A 15,381-nucleotide genomic window follows, 5' to 3' on the forward strand; every position below is an offset into this window, starting at 1 on the left:
TGTCACGCATCGTTCGGGACCGATTCGGAGGCGAGGATGGTGGTCGCGGCCCAGGAGGCAAGGAGCTTCAATCCATCAGCTGCTGGCGAGTTGGGGGGCGCGGTGTAGACGTTGAGTTGCAGACCGGGGTCGGCGGGCAGGATCAGGGCCTCGAAGTCGAGGGTCAGCATCCCCACGCCCGGGTGGTGGAAGGTCTTGGTCCCGCTGCGGTGGTAGCGCACGTCGTGTGACGCCCAGAGTTGGCGGAACTGCTCGCTGCGGGTGGATAGTTCACCGACCAAAGCGGTCAGGTGCTTGTCGTAGGGGTTGCGTCCGGCTTCGGCGCGCAGGATGGCGACCGCGTCGTGCGCCATCCGTTGGGCCTGGTCGCCCCAGAACGCCTGTGCCGCACCGGGATCCAAGAAATGGAAGCGGGCAGTGTTGACAGGTCGGTTCGCGATGCGTTCCGGCGAGTCGTACATCGGGCTGTAGAGCGCCCGGCCCAGGAGGTTCGCGCCGAGTACGTCGAGCCGGCCGTTGCGCACGAACGCCGGCGTGTCGGGCATGGCGTCGAGGATCCGTTGCACCGTGGGCCGCAGCGTCGGCGCCGGGGTACGCCGGGCGCGGCTGCGTGCGGCCCCGGAGGCGTTGGCCGCGCGGGCCAGGTCGAACAAGTGACCGCGCTCAGCCTCGTCGAGTTGCAAGGCCTCGCAGAGGGATTCGAGAACTTCCTCGGATGCCCCGGCGAGATTGCCGCGTTCCAATCGCGTGTAGTAGTCGACGCTGACCCCGGCCAGCATCGCGACCTCCTCGCGGCGCAGTCCGGGCACCCGCCGGTTGCCACCGTAGGCGGGTAGGCCGGCTTTGTCCGGGGTGATCCGGGCCCGCCGGGTGGCCAGGAACTGACTGACCTCGGCCTTGATGTCCATGCTCTGACGGTACGGGCCGGTTCGTGTCCCAGGGAGGTACCGCCAGTACCGGTTTCGTCAGTCACTGGTTGCGAGGATGGGGGCGGCGTTCAGTAGGTGGCATGAGTATCACCGAGGCAGCCATCACCGAGCACGAGACCCTCTTCCCTGATCACGTGTCGACGCTGGCGCAGACCGACCCGGACCTGATCGAGATCTTCGACAACCTCGCGTTCGACGACGTCGTGCTTGACGCACCGTTACCGCGAACCACTCGGCTCATGGTGCAGTGCGCAGCGCTGATCGCTGGTGGGTCGGTGGCCGAGTACCGGGCGATGGCCGGCGCCGCCCTCAATGTCGGAGTGACACCCATCGAGCTGAAAGAAGTTGTTTACCAGGCGGTTCCGTACGCCGGGATGGGCCGGGTCTTCGACGTCCTGCACGCCACGAACGGGTTGCTCATCGAGCGAGGCGTGCAGCTACCACTCCCCTCGCAGGCCACCACGACACGGGAGAACCGGCAGGAGGTGGGGCGCGACGTACAGGAACGGATCGTCGGAACCGATCGCGTCGCAGCCATGTACGACTCTTCACCCCCGGACCTGTTGCACCTGCAGCAATACCTGTCCGCCCACTGTTTCGGCGACCACGTCGGCCGGTCCGGCTTGGACCTGGCCACCCGCGAGCTGCTCACCCTGGCGATGCTGACCGCGCTCGGCGGCGCAGACGCGCAGTTGGCGGCCCACGTGAGCGCCAACCTCAACGTCGGCAACGACCGAGCGACGCTGATCGCGGTGGTGACGCACCTGCTGCCCTTCGTCGGCTACCCGCGAACTCTCAACGCCATCAACGCCATCAACCAGAACGCACCGTACGAGGAGACCACCTGATGCAATACCGACCCTTGGGCCGCACCGGCCTGCACGTGAGCCCGCTGTGCCTGGGCACGATGATGTTCGGGTCGTGGGGCAACGCCGACGAGCAGGACTCGATCCGGGTGATTCACGCGGCGCTCGACGCGGGCATCAACTTCGTCGACACCGCCGACGTGTACTCCGGCGGCGAGTCCGAAGGCATCCTCGGCCGGGCCCTCGACTCCTGGCAGGGCCAACGCGACGACATAGTCCTGGCCACCAAGTTCTTCATGCCGATGAGCCAGGACGATCCCAACCAGCGCGGCGGCTCCCGCAAATGGATCTACCGCGCCGTCGAAGACTCGCTGCGCCGCCTGGACACCGACTACCTCGATCTGTACCAGGTGCACCGGCCCAGCCCGGACACCGACGTCGCCGAGACTCTCGGAGCACTCACCGACCTGGTCCGGCAGGGCAAGGTCCGGCTGATCGGCTCCTCCTCGTACGCCGCGAGCGGGATAGTGCAGGCCCAATGGGTCTCCCATGACAGGGGTTTGGAACGCTTCGCCACCGAACAGCCGCCGTACTCCGTGCTCGTGCGCGGGATCGAGGAGGACGTGCTTCCCACGGCGCAGCGGCACGGCATGGGCATCCTGTCCTACAGTCCGCTGTCGGGAGGTTGGCTGTCCGGCAAATGGGGCAGCACCTCCTCCCCCGCCTCCAGCGCCCGGCCATCTGCGCGGTTCGACATGTCGGTGCCGGCCAACCAGCGCAAGCTCGAAGCCGTGCAGGCGCTGCAGCAGGTCGCCGACGACGCGGGAATCTCCATGATCGAGTTGTCGATCGCGTTCGTGATCCGCCACCCCGCGGTGTCAGCCGCCATCGTAGGACCGCGCACGATGGAGCAGTTGCAGTCCTATCTGCCGGCGCTCGACGTCACCCTCAGCGACGAGGTGCTCGACCAGATTGATCAGATCGTGGCACCTGGCGTGACGATGAACCCGGACGACAACAGCTACGGCGCAGCGGAACTCGCCGCTAAGGCCCGACGGAGATGATCCCGATGACCGAATTCGAGCAGATGTTCCCGCTCGGGGAACCCAACGACGCGTTCGCGCAGTACTTCAGCGGGCAGAGCTATCTGGCTCCCCTCACCGACGGAAGCGTCACGGTCAGCAACGTGACCTTCGAGCCCGGGTGCCGCAACCATTGGCATATCCACCACGGCACCGACGGGGGTGGCGACCAGACCCTGATCTGCACCGCTGGGTCCGGGTGGTACCAGGCCGAGGGCCAGCAACCCGTGAGCATGACACCCGGCGTGGTGATCCGGGTGCCGGCCGGCACCAAGCACTGGCACGGCGCGAAAGCCGACTCCTGGTTCTCCCACCTGGCCTTCATCACTCCCGGCGGCGAGGTCAGCAACGAATGGCTGGAGCCGGTCACCGACGGCGCCTACGCCGATCTGCGCGGTAGTGGCGGCGATTGACAACCCATGAGAAAGGTCCCGTGGCCAGCGTTTGCGCTGGTCACGGGACCTTCAGGTGTAGCCCCGACGGGATTCGAACCCGCGCTACCGCCTTGAGAGGGCGGCGTGCTAGGCCACTACACAACGGGGCCGTGGCTTCGGAAGACCTTACCTGCGCGGTGCGGCTTCCGGCGAATCGACTGGTCCGAAGGACTAGCGCGATCAGCGCTGGGGTACCAGGACTCGAACCTAGACTAACTGAACCAGAATCAGTCGTGCTGCCAATTACACCATACCCCATGGGGGTATCACCGCCGCTCCAGGAGTGGGGTGAACCGAGGGGAAACGTTACCTGCTCAGACCCTGCCAGCCCAAATCGGACAACTCGTCCAGCGAACGTACGGCGCCTGCATGGACAGCGGGTCCGCTCCCCCGTCCGTCGGGCTGCGTGCCGCGCTTCAACCACACGGCGATGAGCCCGGCACCGGCCGCGCCAACGACGTCGATCTCGTACTCATCGCCCACGTAGACGGTCCGCTCCGGCGCTGTCCCCAGCAATCCGCACGCGTGATGGAAGACCTCCGGCGCCGGTTTGCCGTAGCCGAGGGTGTCGCGGGTGACGACGACCGGAAAGGACAAGCCCACGACGGCGAGTTTGTCGGCAGTCATCACCGCGGAAGAGTTCGTCAACGCGCCCACTGGCACCCCGGTGTCCCGGCAGGAGGCCAGGAACGGCCGCACGTCGTCGAAGACCCGCTGCGCGTCGTGAAAAGCCGGCCGGAAGGTGTCCTCGAACACCTCCGGCCCGTCGTCGGGCACCGATGGCAGGCCGAGCAACGAGGCGGCGTACTCCAGCCGGGAGTGCCGCATGGTGCGGAAGTCGATCTCGCCGCGGGTGAAGCGCGGGAAGTGCCGCCCGCCGTCCTCGTAGAACGCGACCGCCACCTCGTGCGCCTCAGCCGCCGGCAACGACGGCCAGACCGCCGCAACCCCCGCCTCGGCGCCGGTGATCATCGCCGAGCGGGTGTCCAGCAGGGTGTCGTCGACGTCCAGCAGGACGCCGTCGACCACCGTCACAGCGAAGCGCGCAGCGTCCGCAGCCGGATCAGCGTCGGCTCCTTGCCGAGCAGTTCCATCGACTCGAACAGCGGCGTGGAGACTTTCTGCCCGGACACGGCGACGCGCACCGGGCCGAAGGCCACCTTCGGCTTGAGGCCGAGGCCGTCGACCAGCGCCTCACGCAGCGAGGACTCGATCTTCGGGGCGAGCCACTCCCGACCCGTGCCGTCCGGCTTCGGGAACGCTCCACTGATCGGCTCCAGTGCAGCGATGGCTGCATCGAGCACCTCGTCGGCGTTGTCGGGCAGGCTCTCGCGGGCCTGGTCGCTGATCGGCACGGCGTCATTGGCCACGTAGAACGGCGCGACCAGCGGGATCGCTTCCTTCAGCGTCGTGATCCGGGTCTGCACTAGGGGCGTGATGTCCTTCAGCAGCGCCAACTGCCCGATCGTTGCCGGCATCGGCACCGCGCCGCTGTCCTGCAGGACCGGCAGCAGCCGCTGGGACAACTCCTCCGGCGACAGGTTGCGGATGTAGTGCCCGTTGAGCCAGTTCAGCTTGTCGAGATTGAACACGGAGCCCGCCTTATTGACCTTGGACCACTCGAAGCGCTGCACGAACTCCTCGAAGGAGAAGACCTCCCGCTCCGAACCATCCGCCTCAACGATGGGCGGGTAGCCCTGCAGCGCAAGGAAGTTCAGCAGCGCCTCCGGCAGGTAGCCCTCCTCCTGGAACCACGTCAGACGAGCCCAGGGGTTCTTGCGCTTGGAGATCTTGGCCTTCTTCTCATCCCGCAACAACGGCATGTGCGCGAACGCGGGCGTCTCCAGACCCAGCCACTTGTAGAGCAGCAACTGCTTGGGGGTGCTGGAAATCCACTCCTGCCCCCGGACCACGTGGGTGATCCCCATCTCGTGATCGTCGACGACCACGGCCAGGTGGTAGGTCGGGAAACCGTCCGCCTTGAGGATCACCTGGTCGTCCGGGCGCGGGGCACTGGTGTGGCCCATGATCAGGTCGTCCCACTCCAGCGGCGCGTCGTCGGGGATGTACATCCGCACGACCGGCGTCTCGGTGAAGCCCGGCAGTTCGGCGCGCTCTTCCTTGGTCTTGCCGTAGCAGAGCCGGTCGTACCCCGTGGGCTGCTTGGTGCGCTGCTGGATCTCCCGCATCTTGGCGAGGCGCTCCGCCGAGCACCAGCAGTAGTAGGCGTGGCCGTCGGCCAGGAGGCGATCGACGTACGGGCGATAGGTCTCCAGCCGCTCGGACTGGCGGTACGGCGCGTAGGGCCCCCCGACGTCCGGACCTTCGTCCCAACTCAGACCCAGCCAGTGCAGGGTGTCGTAGACCTGCTGCTCGCTACCCTCGACGAGCCGGGCCCGGTCGGTGTCCTCGATGCGCAGGATGAACTGTCCACCCTGCTGTCGGGCGTAGGCCAGGTCGAACATGGCCATGTAGGCGGTGCCGACGTGCGGATCGCCGGTCGGTGACGGAGCGACCCGAAGCCGCGGCCCGCTGGGGGCAGAAGATGACGTAGTCATAGCGGCGCCATCCTAACGAGATCTACGCCGCCCACCAGTGGTCATCAGCGCGTTTGCCAGGCTTTCCTGTAACCAGGTCAGGAAGTCATAGAACAGCGCAAGGGTCTCGTCCACGTCGCTGAAGTCCGCCCCGCCTTCAAGAAAGCGCGTCGTCTGGTGGTGCAGCCGCTCGGCGTCTTCCTCGGTGTGCAGGTCCAACCGGTCGGCCAGCACGAGCCGCGCGTCGGTCAGCGCCACCATGAATTCCTGGGCCTGGCCGAAGTCGAGCTCGAGCTTCTCGCGCTGGACGGCTCGCAACGTGTCGATCGTCGTGTCGATACGCGCCACCTTCCGCTGACGCAGACTGCGCTCGGTCATCGAGCGGAACTCGGCCGCTTCTTCGGCGTCCTCGTGACCACTGGGCAACAGCCGGTCCAGGGCCGGGTCGCGGTCTTGGGCAGGCCCGGGCTCGGGCGCGGGTTCGAGCTCCCCGATCAGATCGGTCAGCGGGTCGCCCGTGGGTGCCACCTCGTCGCCGCCGAGGAGTTCACGCACCTGGCCGAGCAGACCCACGATCACCTCGCGCTCCTGCGGCGCGAGGGTACCGACGATGCGCGATCCCTTGCGCTGGAAGGCGGTTGCCATCAGTCGTCCTTACTGAAGGTCGCCCACAGCGAGTAACCGTGCATGGCTTCGGTGTCGGTCTCCATCTTCTCCCGGGTACCGCGGGAGACCACCGCCCGCCCTTCGGTGTGCACCTGCATCATCAGCTTCTCGGCCTCCTCCTTGGAGTAGCCGAAGTAGGTCTGGAACACCCAGGACACGTAGGACATCAGGTTGACCGGGTCGTTCCAGACGATCGTGATCCAGGGGGTATCGACCTGGGAGAGCACGTCCGTCTGCTCGATCGGGGCGGTCTCGGTCATGGGCACCCACCTAGCCTAGAGCCGTCTGCGTGTGGGCCGGTCGGGCCTACAGTGTTGCCTGTGAGCGCCACGCAGCCTGTGAACACCGCCTTGCTGACCGACCACTACGAGTTGACGATGCTGCAGGCGGCCCTGCAGTCCGGCACCGCCCACCGCCGGTGCGTCTTCGAACTCTTCGGCCGCCGGCTACCCGACGGGCGCCGCTACGGCGTTGTGGGCGGGATCGGCCGGGCGCTGGACGCCGTGGCCGCCTTCCGCTTCGGTGACGCTGAGTTGGCGGACCTGCGAGCGCGATCCGTGGTTGACGACCCGACCTTGGACTGGCTGGCCGACTACCGCTTCAATGGCGACATCTGGGGGTACGCCGAGGGGGAAGCCTACTTCCCCGGCTCACCGTTGATGGTGGTCGAGTCCAGCTTCGCCGAGGGCGTCCTGCTCGAGACCGTGCTGCTGTCGATCCTGAACCACGACAGTGCGATTGCCAGCGCCGCTTCCCGGATGACTGCCGCGGCCGATGGGCGGCCCTGCATCGAGATGGGCTCGCGCCGCACCCAGGAGTGGTCGGCCGTGGCAGCCGCACGCGCGGCGTACATCGCGGGTTTCGCAGCCACCTCGAACCTGGAGGCGGGCCGGCGCTGGGGGGTGCCCACGACGGGCACCGCGGCGCACGCGTTCACGCTCCTGCACGACACCGAGGAGGAGGCGTTCGCGGCGCAGGTGGCAGCCCTCGGCACGAACACCACCCTGCTGGTGGACACCTACGACGTGCCCAAAGCGGTCGAGACCGCGATCAAGGTGGCCGGTCCGGGTCTGGGCGCGGTGCGCCTGGACTCCGGTGACCTGTTGGTGCAGGCGCGTGAGGTGCGCGCCCAGCTCGACTCCCTCGGTGCCACCGGCACCAAGATCGTCGTGACCTCCGACCTGGACGAGTTCGCGATCGCGGCGCTGGCCGCCGGCCCGGTCGACTCCTACGGCGTGGGCACCTCGTTGGTGACCGGATCGGGTGCCCCGACCGTCGGCCTGGTCTACAAACTGGTCGCCCACGAGGCCGCCGACGGCTCAATGCTGTCGGTAGCCAAGGCCAGCAAGGACAAGAAGTCGGTGGGTGGCCGCAAGTACGCGATGCGCCGCCGCTCCGCTTCCGGAGTCGCCCAGGCCGAAGTTCTCGGTATCGGCGAGCCGCCAGCTAACGACGGTGACGACCGGGAGCTACTGGTGCCGCTGATCACCGCGGGCGAGCGGGTCTACGACGCCACCCTGCAGGACGCCCGCGAGCGCCACGAGGCCTCCCGCGCCGAGTTGCCGCCGACCGCGATGCAGATGTCCCGCGGCGAACCGTGCATCCCCACCGTCTACGAGGGAGCCTGAGATGGCGCGCGCACTGATCGTCGTCGACGTCCAGAACGACTTCTGTGAGGGCGGGTCGCTGGCGGTCACCGGTGGTGCCCAGGTGGCCGCGGACATCGCCGGACTCCTCGCGGACCGACCCAACGACTGGGACGCGGTGGTCGCCACCGCCGACTGGCACATCGACCCGGGCAGCCACTGGTCGGACTCCCCCGACTTCGTCGACTCGTGGCCCGTGCACTGCAAGGTGGGTACGCCGGGTGCGGACTTCCACCCCAACATCGCTCCCGCTCTGGTTGGCGTGACGACCTTCCGCAAAGGCGAACACGACGCTGCCTACAGCGGATTCGAGGGTCACAGTGACGACGGCGCAGAGCTCGCGGACTGGTTGCGCGACCGCGGTATCGATGCAGTCGACGTCGTCGGGATCGCCACGGACCACTGCGTGCGCGCCACGGCCCTGGACGCCGTACACGAAGGGTTCACGACCACGGTGCTGCGCGAGCTCACCGTCGGCGTCGCTCCCGAAAGCACCGACCGCGCGGTGGACGAACTCCGCGCGGCCGGTGTCACAGTCTCCTGATCTCAGGCGGTCACCGTGATCGGGGTGCCGTTCGACACCAACTTCCAGTCGATGGTGTGGAAGGTCGGCGGGTCGATCTGACCCTTGGCGGTCACGTAGTCGATCAGCGCTTGGCGGATCTCGCCCTGCCGGTTGTAGACGACCGGTGCCGTGGTGACACCCGGGAAGCCACCGCCGCCGGACTGGCGGTAGTTGTTGATCGCGATCACGAACGGATCGGCGTCACCGATGGCGGCGCCGGCGTACTGCAGGTTCTTGATCCGCGACCCCGGAGCCTGCGCGATGTCGATGTCGTAGGTCAGCCGTGCATCGAGGCCGCCCATGACGTCGTAGTTGTAGTCCGGGGTGCCGTTCGGAGCCGTCGCCGTCACCGCGTTGGTGACCGCGGACGAGGGGAACGGACCCGTGCCGGTGACCTGCTTGAAGTAGGTCGCGGACTGCTCCAGGTAGGCCTTCACCTGGGCGCCGGTGAACTTGATGCCCAACAGCGTGTTGTCGTAGATGTACAACCCCGCCACGTCACGCACTGTCACATCGCCCGCCGGGATGTCGGCGTCGCGGCTGAACGGCGCGGCGATCGACAGCACGGGAGTGTTCGCGTCGGCGGTCCCGGCCAGACCGGCCTTGACCGTCGTGGCCTGCACCAGGTTGATGAAGTCGACCGCGGCCGAGTCCTCCCAGCACGCCGTCGCGCCGCTCATCTCCTGGGTGCAGACACCGATCTTGGAGTTGACGTAGGCCAGCACCTTCTCGTGCGCCGAGCGCACCAGCGTGGCGACCTGCGGGTCCTCATCGACGGTGTTTGAGTTCAACAGCGTCGAGGTGGCTGAGGCGACCGACCAGCGACCGCGATGCCAGATCAGGTCCAGGTCCATGACCGTGACGCGGTTGCCCCAGTAGTACGGCTCGGACAGCAGCACCTGCTTGCCGGTCTTCTCGTTGGCGACGTACCGCTGCGGGATCTCCACGTGCGCGTGCCCCACGAGAATCGCGTCGATGTCGGGCACCTGCTGGGCCAGCAGGGTGCTGGCGTTCTCCGGGTAAGGCAACGCATCGCCGTACGACGAGGAGGTGTCGGCGCCGGAGTGGCAGGACACGACGACGATGTCGGCTCCCAGCCGTTTCATCTGCGGCACAACAATTTTCGCCTGCTCAACGATGCCGTTGAACTTGACCTTGCCCTCGACGTTGGCCTTGTCCCAGATGGCCACGCCGGGGGTGACCAGACCGAGGATGCCCACCGTGAGCCGGCGGCCGTTCGCCCAGATCCGCTTGAACGTGAAGGGCGGGAAGACTGATCGGCCGGAGTTCCAGTCCAGCGCGTTGGCGCCCAGCAGTGGGTGGTTCAGCTGCCGCTGGAAGGTGCGCAGGATGTCCATGCCGTAGTTGAACTCGTGGTTGCCGAGCGCGGCCGCGTCGTACCCGATCGCGTTCATTGCGACAGCCATCGGGTGCTTGATGGAGCGGCTGATCGGCGTGATCTTGGCGTAGTAGTAGGCCAGCGGCGTGCCCTGGATGGTGTCGCCGGCATCGAGCGTCAGGCAGGTGTGCCGGCCGCGCTCGGCCCGGACCGCCTTGATCAGCGTCGCTGCCTTTGCGGCACCGATGTCGTTGTGCGCCTTGTCGTCGTACTCGGCGTTCTTGAAGTAGTCCCAGTTGTAGACGTGACCGTGCAGGTCAGTGGTGCCCAGCACGGTCAGCTTGAAGGACTTGTCATGGCCGCCCCAGCCGTGGGCGTCGGCCTCAGGGGCGGTGATGCCGGCCAAGCCGGCACCTCCGACCACGGCAGCGGTGAGCATCTGGCGCCGCGTGGTGTGCGGCAGTTTGCGGGTTTCTGGTGAGTTCGTCACGTACGCCGAGGCTAGGCGTTCGCGGGTGCCGCCGGGTCCCAGCGCGGCAGCCGTTCGCACCTTTTACCAAGTCTTTGCCTGGTGTTCGCCAGGGTGGGAATCGTTGCGGACGATGTAGGTCCTGGCCGCCTTGTCGTGCAATGCCTGAGAAAGCTTGTCCCACAACGGAAACAGGTAGTTGATCAACTGGAACAGGCTGCCGAAGAACGCGAGCACGGGGAGCGCACCCAGGAGACTGCCGGCCTGTTTGACGACCCACCGGACCCCCGACGACGCCACGTCCGGCGGGCGGTCACTGTCCAGTCGGCGTACCCGGATCCCCGCCGCCATGTGGCCGAGGGTCTGACCACGCCAGGCCACCAGAGCGATCTCGTAGACGGCACTGATGATCAGGATCGCGGCCAAGGACTGCCACGGGACGCCGGGCGGATCGGGGAGGGTGGCCGAACTACCGGAGGACGCGCGGTCCATGGTGTCGTCGAACCATGTCTGGTACTTGGTCAGCCAGTCGCTGAAACTTGCCCAGGTGATCGCGATGGCGATCGCCGACACCAGCAGGTTGTCGATGATGTAGCCCAGCACCCGCTTCCACCACCCCGCCAGCACCGCACCGTCGGGCGTGAGCCGTTTGGGCGTGCCCGCCTGAGCGATGGGCGGTGCGTACGGCGCCCACTGGCCCTGCGGCGGCTGCCCGGGCTGCCCGTATCCGGGTTGCTGCTGAGCGGGATCCGGGACATCCGGTGCTGTCCCGATGCTCGACCGCTCCAGGTCGGGCTTTACCCTCGGCATCGTGTGGTTGGACCACGACACCCCATCCCAGTAGCGCAGCAGGTTCGGGTCGTTCGGATCGTCGTACCAGCCGGACGGCCGCGCATCGTTCATGGGCCGATCTTCTCATTCGGGCGCGCGCACCAGCCCATCGGCGCTGGCCAGCGCTATTGAACCGGCCCAGGTTCTTTGCCGCTCCTATGCGGGTTGCGGCTCTGGTGTGAGAGTCGCGTAGTGGGCTTGCTCGAACTCCCGTGGGGTCATCATGTCAAGGCTGGTGTGCAGGCGCCGGTTGTTGTACCAATCGACCCATCCAGCGGTGGCGTACTCGACGTGCTCGATGCTCCGGTAAGGGCCGGGGTGGAAGACCGTGGTGCGCACGCATTCGGTCTTGTACAAACCGATCACGCATTCCATCAGCGCGTTTGTCGTAGGCATCGGCGACCGACCCGATCGAGGGGCGGATGCCCTCATCGGTCAGGTGGTCGGTGAAGGTGATCGAGGTGTACTGCGAGCCGGCGTCGGCGTGCCCGATCAGCTCATCGCGGACCACGGGGTGCCCGTCGCGTTCCCGCGCCCAGATCGCCATCCGCAACGGGACGTCGACCAGCTCGACGGCTTTGGTGGCTGCTACGTTCCAGGCGACGATCTTCTGGGCGAAGACATCGACGATGAACGCGGTGTACACGAATCCGGCCCAGGTCCGCACGTAGGTGAAGTCCATCACCCAGGTCCGGTTGGGGGCGGTGGCGGTGAAGTCACGATCCAGCAGGTCCCCCGCACGGCGACCAATCCTTGGATGGGATCGTGGTCCGGGTCCCTTTGGATCGTCGGATCCCCTGCAAACACAGGGTTCTCATCGCCCGGTCGACCGACCCACGCGACGTGGCGGGGTCGGTGCGCCGCACCAGGGCAGTCATCTTGCGCCGCCCGTACAACCCTTCGGGAGTCATCCGGCGCACGCCCTGCTCATCGACCTGCCACACCAGGTCACGGACCCGGTCAATGACCAGGGCGTCGTTGATCGTGCGGGTCGCGACGTGCTGGTTGGGTGCTGCCCAGGCCCGGTAGGTCCTCGCGGCAACCTGCACGCCCTGCTCACGCATGACCCGGCAGATCGACTCGACCACGAATCCCTCGGCGCGCAGCTGATCGATGAACGCCACGATCAACGAGCGCGGGATGCCCGAGTTTCCCCGCGAAGAAAATCGATGCCCGGCGCAGGATCTCGTTGTCCTCTTCTAACCGGCGCACCTTGGCCTTCAGCTCCCGGATCTCACCCAGCTCTTCGCTGGTCGCACCGCGGCGTTGGCCACCATCGATCTGGGCCTGCACCACCCACCGGCGCACGGTCTCTTTGCCCAGCCCCTCACGGCGGGCGATGGCCTCAGCAGCAGCGGTCAGCGAGCAGTACTCGCCCTTATGCTCCAGCACCAGCCGCACGCACCGCTTCTTGACCTTCGGATCGATCTTCTTCGGCATGGCATACATCCTTCCAACTCAAAAGGATGCGGCATCAAACCTGGGCCGGTTCACTTTCAACTCGAAAGGATGCGGCATCAAACCTGGGGCCGGTTCACCCCCCCCCCGGCGACCGTCACACCCCAACCCGAACGTCCTGACCGAGTCGAGCAATCACGCCGGCGCCGACCTCAAGCCAGCACCGGATTAAAGATTGAGGCTAACCCTTACGATGGCCAACCGTCAGAATAATTCAAACACGCCGCACCAGGACCCTAACTGAACGGCATTACCACTAAGCCCATTCGAATGCCAAGTCAGGTCGTATCTATGGTCGGGCTCCTGGTCGCGAGCTTCAAGCTCACACAGGAATAGCTCCTGCCCGCCCGGGGGAGATGGTGACCTCTAGGTCCGGGTTGAAGAAGTAGCCCAATGATGTTTACCACCCGCTTGACTTCCGGCAATTCGATATCCGCACTCAACAGAATCTCACATCGAAAGCCTACGTTTACTCCTAAGTATAAGCAGGCAACGTCCGGAGAATTAAGGTCAATTCCAGATGAAAGATCAGTCGTAAAAATAGACGCAACGCTTCGATCCGACCTGATAGAAAGTACTGATCGACGGTCGACGATCAGATCGGAAGCAAAGATCGGTGAGTTGATGGTGACTGACTCTGCATCTGCTATAACGTAGCCACGGGTTCTGAAAATCCGTGCGGCGATGACCGCTGCATAAAGCGCTCCGGTTGCTGGCAGTAGTCCCACAACGAGTAAGACCGGAGAAACTGCGGAAAGCAGCCAGCCAACAACTATGCAAAAAGCTACGAATACCAACGTGACCAATGAGAAGCTTGAGGAGAAACCGGACAGTCGAGTCTCGGAGAGTGGGATTTTAACGATTTGATCCTGCGGCTTCATCTGACGTCCATCGCTTCGTCAGCCAACTCAAGGATCCTGTTGATGGCCACCCCTCCGATCCAGTTCCTAAAGAAATTCGCAACTCTTTCGACCTTCTTTAAGAGCGGACTCAGGTGTTTACCAATGTATCGAAAAGTGTATACTTCAGCGCCCTCACCCATTTTATCACCCAAGAAAGCCATGCCAATTTCTCTAAGATCACCGATCATCCACCGCAGCCAGTCGTTGCCGCGGTGATAAACCCCCCACAACACCGCTCCGACTAATCTCAATACTACAGCACCTAGGGTGCAATAGTAGCCAACGCACCACTCCGCACTGAATATATGATTGTTGAAGTGATCAATCCATGCTGCGGCGTGTGCAGCACGACAGCGCCAATCGCACGACCAACCGCTATGGCGCCCGCTCGCGCCGCCGCCGCCCCCCTCACAAGTAGTACATTTTGAATTACCGGTCGGATCCGAGTCGTTAACCGGATCTGATGGGTATCCATAGGATGTCGAGTTACCCCCTACCATAGGGTCGACCGATAAAAACAGACCGAGAACTGGCGTGTAGAGCCGCGCTCCCATAAGGGTGAACGCTGCCGGGGTTTCGGTGGATCTTTGGTCTGCTCCGAGGGCGCCGTAGCGGGCTGGTTGGGTGGTGGCGCCAACCGGGTTGCCGTATTCGTCGGCGAGGTAGTAGTTGGCCGGGTCGGTGTCGCCGGCGGCTGCGGTGGCGGTGACGTCGCCATGTTGGTTGGTGATTTGGTAGGTGGCGGTTCCTGTCTGGTCGATGGTCGCGATGAGGTTGCCGTCAAGCCCGGTGATGTTGCGGGTGTAGTTGGATGCGTCAGCGTTTTCGGCGATCCAGTCCGGGGAATCGCCGGATGCCTGGTCGTAGTGGTTGGTTTTGGTGCCTGCTCCGGTTCCGGTGGTGACGTAGCTGGCGAACCGGCCGGATGCGTCCAACGCCCAGGCGGTGGTCGTTCCGTTCTGGGTCATCGACCGGACCAGATCGTTGGTGTAGTAACTGTTGGTGACGTTCCCGCCGCCGCTGTTGGGGGCGTCGGCTGCCGGAAGGGTGCTGATCCGTCCGAATGCGTCGTATACCAGGCCGGTGTCGGTGCCGGAGGGTTGGAGGCGATCGGCGGTGTCGTAGCTGTGGGTGGTGCTGCTGGCTGGGGCCGTGGTTTGGCAGGTGTCGTTCCAGTACGGAGAGCTGGTGGGGTTGTACACAGCTTGGCTGGTGCGGTTGGAGTTATTGTCCAAGCCGTAGGTGCGCACATAGCACCCAAGGGATGCCGACGCATCAGTCGCCTTGGTGAGCCGGCCTGCACGGTCGTAGGTGTAGCCAGTCACCCGCATGAAACTGCTAGCACCAGCAGCGATGTCCAGCGCTGTGCGGCCATGCGCATCCGGGGACATGTATTCGTTCAGCCAGATTCGTCCGCCATTGACGTTGGTGCGCCATGTAGCAAACCCGGCCGAGTCACGAGTCGTCCTGGTAACCATCCCATTTGGCAACGTCTGCGTGTTCAGGTCCCCATCAGCGTCGTAGGTTGCGGTGATCGTGCCCAACCCGGTCACCGTTTCCGATGTTGCTTGGTCGCGGTACTCCCCGTTCGGGTCTGTTGGATTCTTTGTGTAAGTGGCATTGGCTAGTTCAGACCTAGGCGGTCGCCGTAGGTCAGGGACAGGACGTTCAGGATGTTCTTCCACCCGGCGATCTGCCCGGTGGGGTTGGGCCGGTT

General features: G+C 65.3%; 13 protein-coding genes, 2 tRNA genes and 1 pseudogene. 5 read left to right on the forward strand and 11 right to left on the reverse strand.

Translation table 11 applies throughout. The annotated features are described in order from the left end of the window. Positions 1 to 2: 2 nt before the first annotated feature. A complete protein-coding gene (locus tag AZH51_RS17000) occupies positions 3 to 908 on the reverse strand; it encodes a helix-turn-helix transcriptional regulator (protein WP_291526044.1) in 906 nt (301 codons plus the stop codon). A 101-nt stretch (positions 909 to 1,009) separates the two neighbouring features. On the opposite strand from AZH51_RS17000, the gene AZH51_RS17005 reads away from it, so the two are divergent. Genes AZH51_RS17005 through AZH51_RS17015 form a run of 3 tightly spaced genes read left to right on the forward strand, consistent with a single transcriptional unit; the run spans position 1,010 to position 3,230 of the window. Next, positions 1,010 to 1,777, forward strand: coding sequence for a carboxymuconolactone decarboxylase family protein (locus AZH51_RS17005; protein ID WP_291526045.1), 768 nt, complete (start codon positions 1,010 to 1,012; stop codon positions 1,775 to 1,777). Beyond that, on the forward strand, positions 1,777 to 2,799 hold the full coding sequence (locus AZH51_RS17010; RefSeq protein WP_291526046.1) for an aldo/keto reductase: 1,023 nt from the start codon (positions 1,777 to 1,779) through the stop codon (positions 2,797 to 2,799). Before AZH51_RS17005 ends, AZH51_RS17010 begins: the two co-directional genes overlap by 1 nt. Before the next feature lie 5 nt (positions 2,800 to 2,804). After that, on the forward strand, positions 2,805 to 3,230 hold the full coding sequence (locus AZH51_RS17015; RefSeq protein ID WP_291526047.1) for a cupin domain-containing protein: 426 nt from the start codon (positions 2,805 to 2,807) through the stop codon (positions 3,228 to 3,230). A 58-nt stretch (positions 3,231 to 3,288) separates the two neighbouring features. Here the strand turns inward: AZH51_RS17015 and AZH51_RS17020 are convergent. The 6 genes from AZH51_RS17020 to clpS all read right to left on the reverse strand — a co-directional run bounded on the left by AZH51_RS17020 (position 3,289) and on the right by clpS (position 6,714). After that, positions 3,289 to 3,361 (reverse strand) — tRNA-Glu (locus AZH51_RS17020). Positions 3,362 to 3,437: 76 nt separating this feature from the next. Continuing rightward, positions 3,438 to 3,509: transfer RNA gene (locus tag AZH51_RS17025), tRNA-Gln, on the reverse strand. Between the two features lie 48 nt (positions 3,510 to 3,557). After that, positions 3,558 to 4,286, reverse strand: coding sequence for an HAD family hydrolase (locus AZH51_RS17030; protein ID WP_291526048.1), 729 nt, complete (start codon positions 4,284 to 4,286; stop codon positions 3,558 to 3,560). Then, positions 4,283 to 5,809 (reverse strand): glutamate--tRNA ligase, encoded by a 1,527-nt coding sequence (gene gltX / locus AZH51_RS17035; RefSeq protein ID WP_291526049.1) that lies wholly within the window; start codon positions 5,807 to 5,809, stop codon positions 4,283 to 4,285. The genes AZH51_RS17030 and gltX overlap by 4 nt, the downstream gene beginning before the upstream one ends. A gap of 12 nt (positions 5,810 to 5,821) precedes the next feature. Continuing rightward, positions 5,822 to 6,433: a DUF2017 domain-containing protein gene (locus AZH51_RS17040; RefSeq protein ID WP_291526050.1), complete on the reverse strand. Its 612-nt coding sequence runs from the start codon at positions 6,431 to 6,433 to the stop codon at positions 5,822 to 5,824. Beyond that, complete coding sequence (gene clpS / locus AZH51_RS17045; RefSeq protein WP_291526051.1) at positions 6,433 to 6,714, reverse strand: ATP-dependent Clp protease adapter ClpS; 282 nt, start codon at positions 6,712 to 6,714, stop codon at positions 6,433 to 6,435. The genes AZH51_RS17040 and clpS overlap by 1 nt, the downstream gene beginning before the upstream one ends. Positions 6,715 to 6,774: 60 nt before the next feature. Here clpS and AZH51_RS17050 point away from each other — a divergent pair, with 60 nt between their 5' ends. Both AZH51_RS17050 and AZH51_RS17055 read left to right on the forward strand, forming a co-directional pair. Then, positions 6,775 to 8,082 carry a nicotinate phosphoribosyltransferase gene (locus AZH51_RS17050; protein ID WP_291526052.1) on the forward strand — a complete coding sequence of 436 codons (1,308 nt, stop codon included), beginning with the start codon at positions 6,775 to 6,777 and terminating at the stop codon, positions 8,080 to 8,082. Position 8,083: 1 nt separating this feature from the next. Beyond that, entirely contained in the window at positions 8,084 to 8,644 is a 561-nt protein-coding gene (locus tag AZH51_RS17055) for an isochorismatase family protein (RefSeq protein ID WP_291526053.1), read from the forward strand. A 2-nt stretch (positions 8,645 to 8,646) separates the two neighbouring features. On the opposite strand, the gene AZH51_RS17060 is transcribed toward AZH51_RS17055, so the two are convergent. From AZH51_RS17060 to AZH51_RS17075, 4 genes and pseudogenes are all read right to left on the reverse strand, one after another. Next, a complete protein-coding gene (locus AZH51_RS17060) occupies positions 8,647 to 10,494 on the reverse strand; it encodes a 5'-nucleotidase C-terminal domain-containing protein (protein WP_291526054.1) in 1,848 nt (615 codons plus the stop codon). A gap of 63 nt (positions 10,495 to 10,557) precedes the next feature. Then, a complete protein-coding gene (locus AZH51_RS17065) occupies positions 10,558 to 11,376 on the reverse strand; it encodes an RDD family protein (protein ID WP_291526055.1) in 819 nt (272 codons plus the stop codon). An 84-nt stretch (positions 11,377 to 11,460) separates the two neighbouring features. Further along, a pseudogene (locus AZH51_RS17070) lies at positions 11,461 to 12,744 on the reverse strand (IS3 family transposase). A gap of 895 nt (positions 12,745 to 13,639) precedes the next feature. Then, positions 13,640 to 15,208: a hypothetical protein gene (locus AZH51_RS17075; RefSeq protein ID WP_291526056.1), complete on the reverse strand. Its 1,569-nt coding sequence runs from the start codon at positions 15,206 to 15,208 to the stop codon at positions 13,640 to 13,642. Positions 15,209 to 15,381: the final 173 nt, after the last annotated feature.

This window comes from Branchiibius sp. NY16-3462-2, assembly GCF_001594145.1.
In the GTDB taxonomy this organism is placed as follows: Bacteria; Actinomycetota; Actinomycetes; order Actinomycetales; family Dermatophilaceae; genus Branchiibius.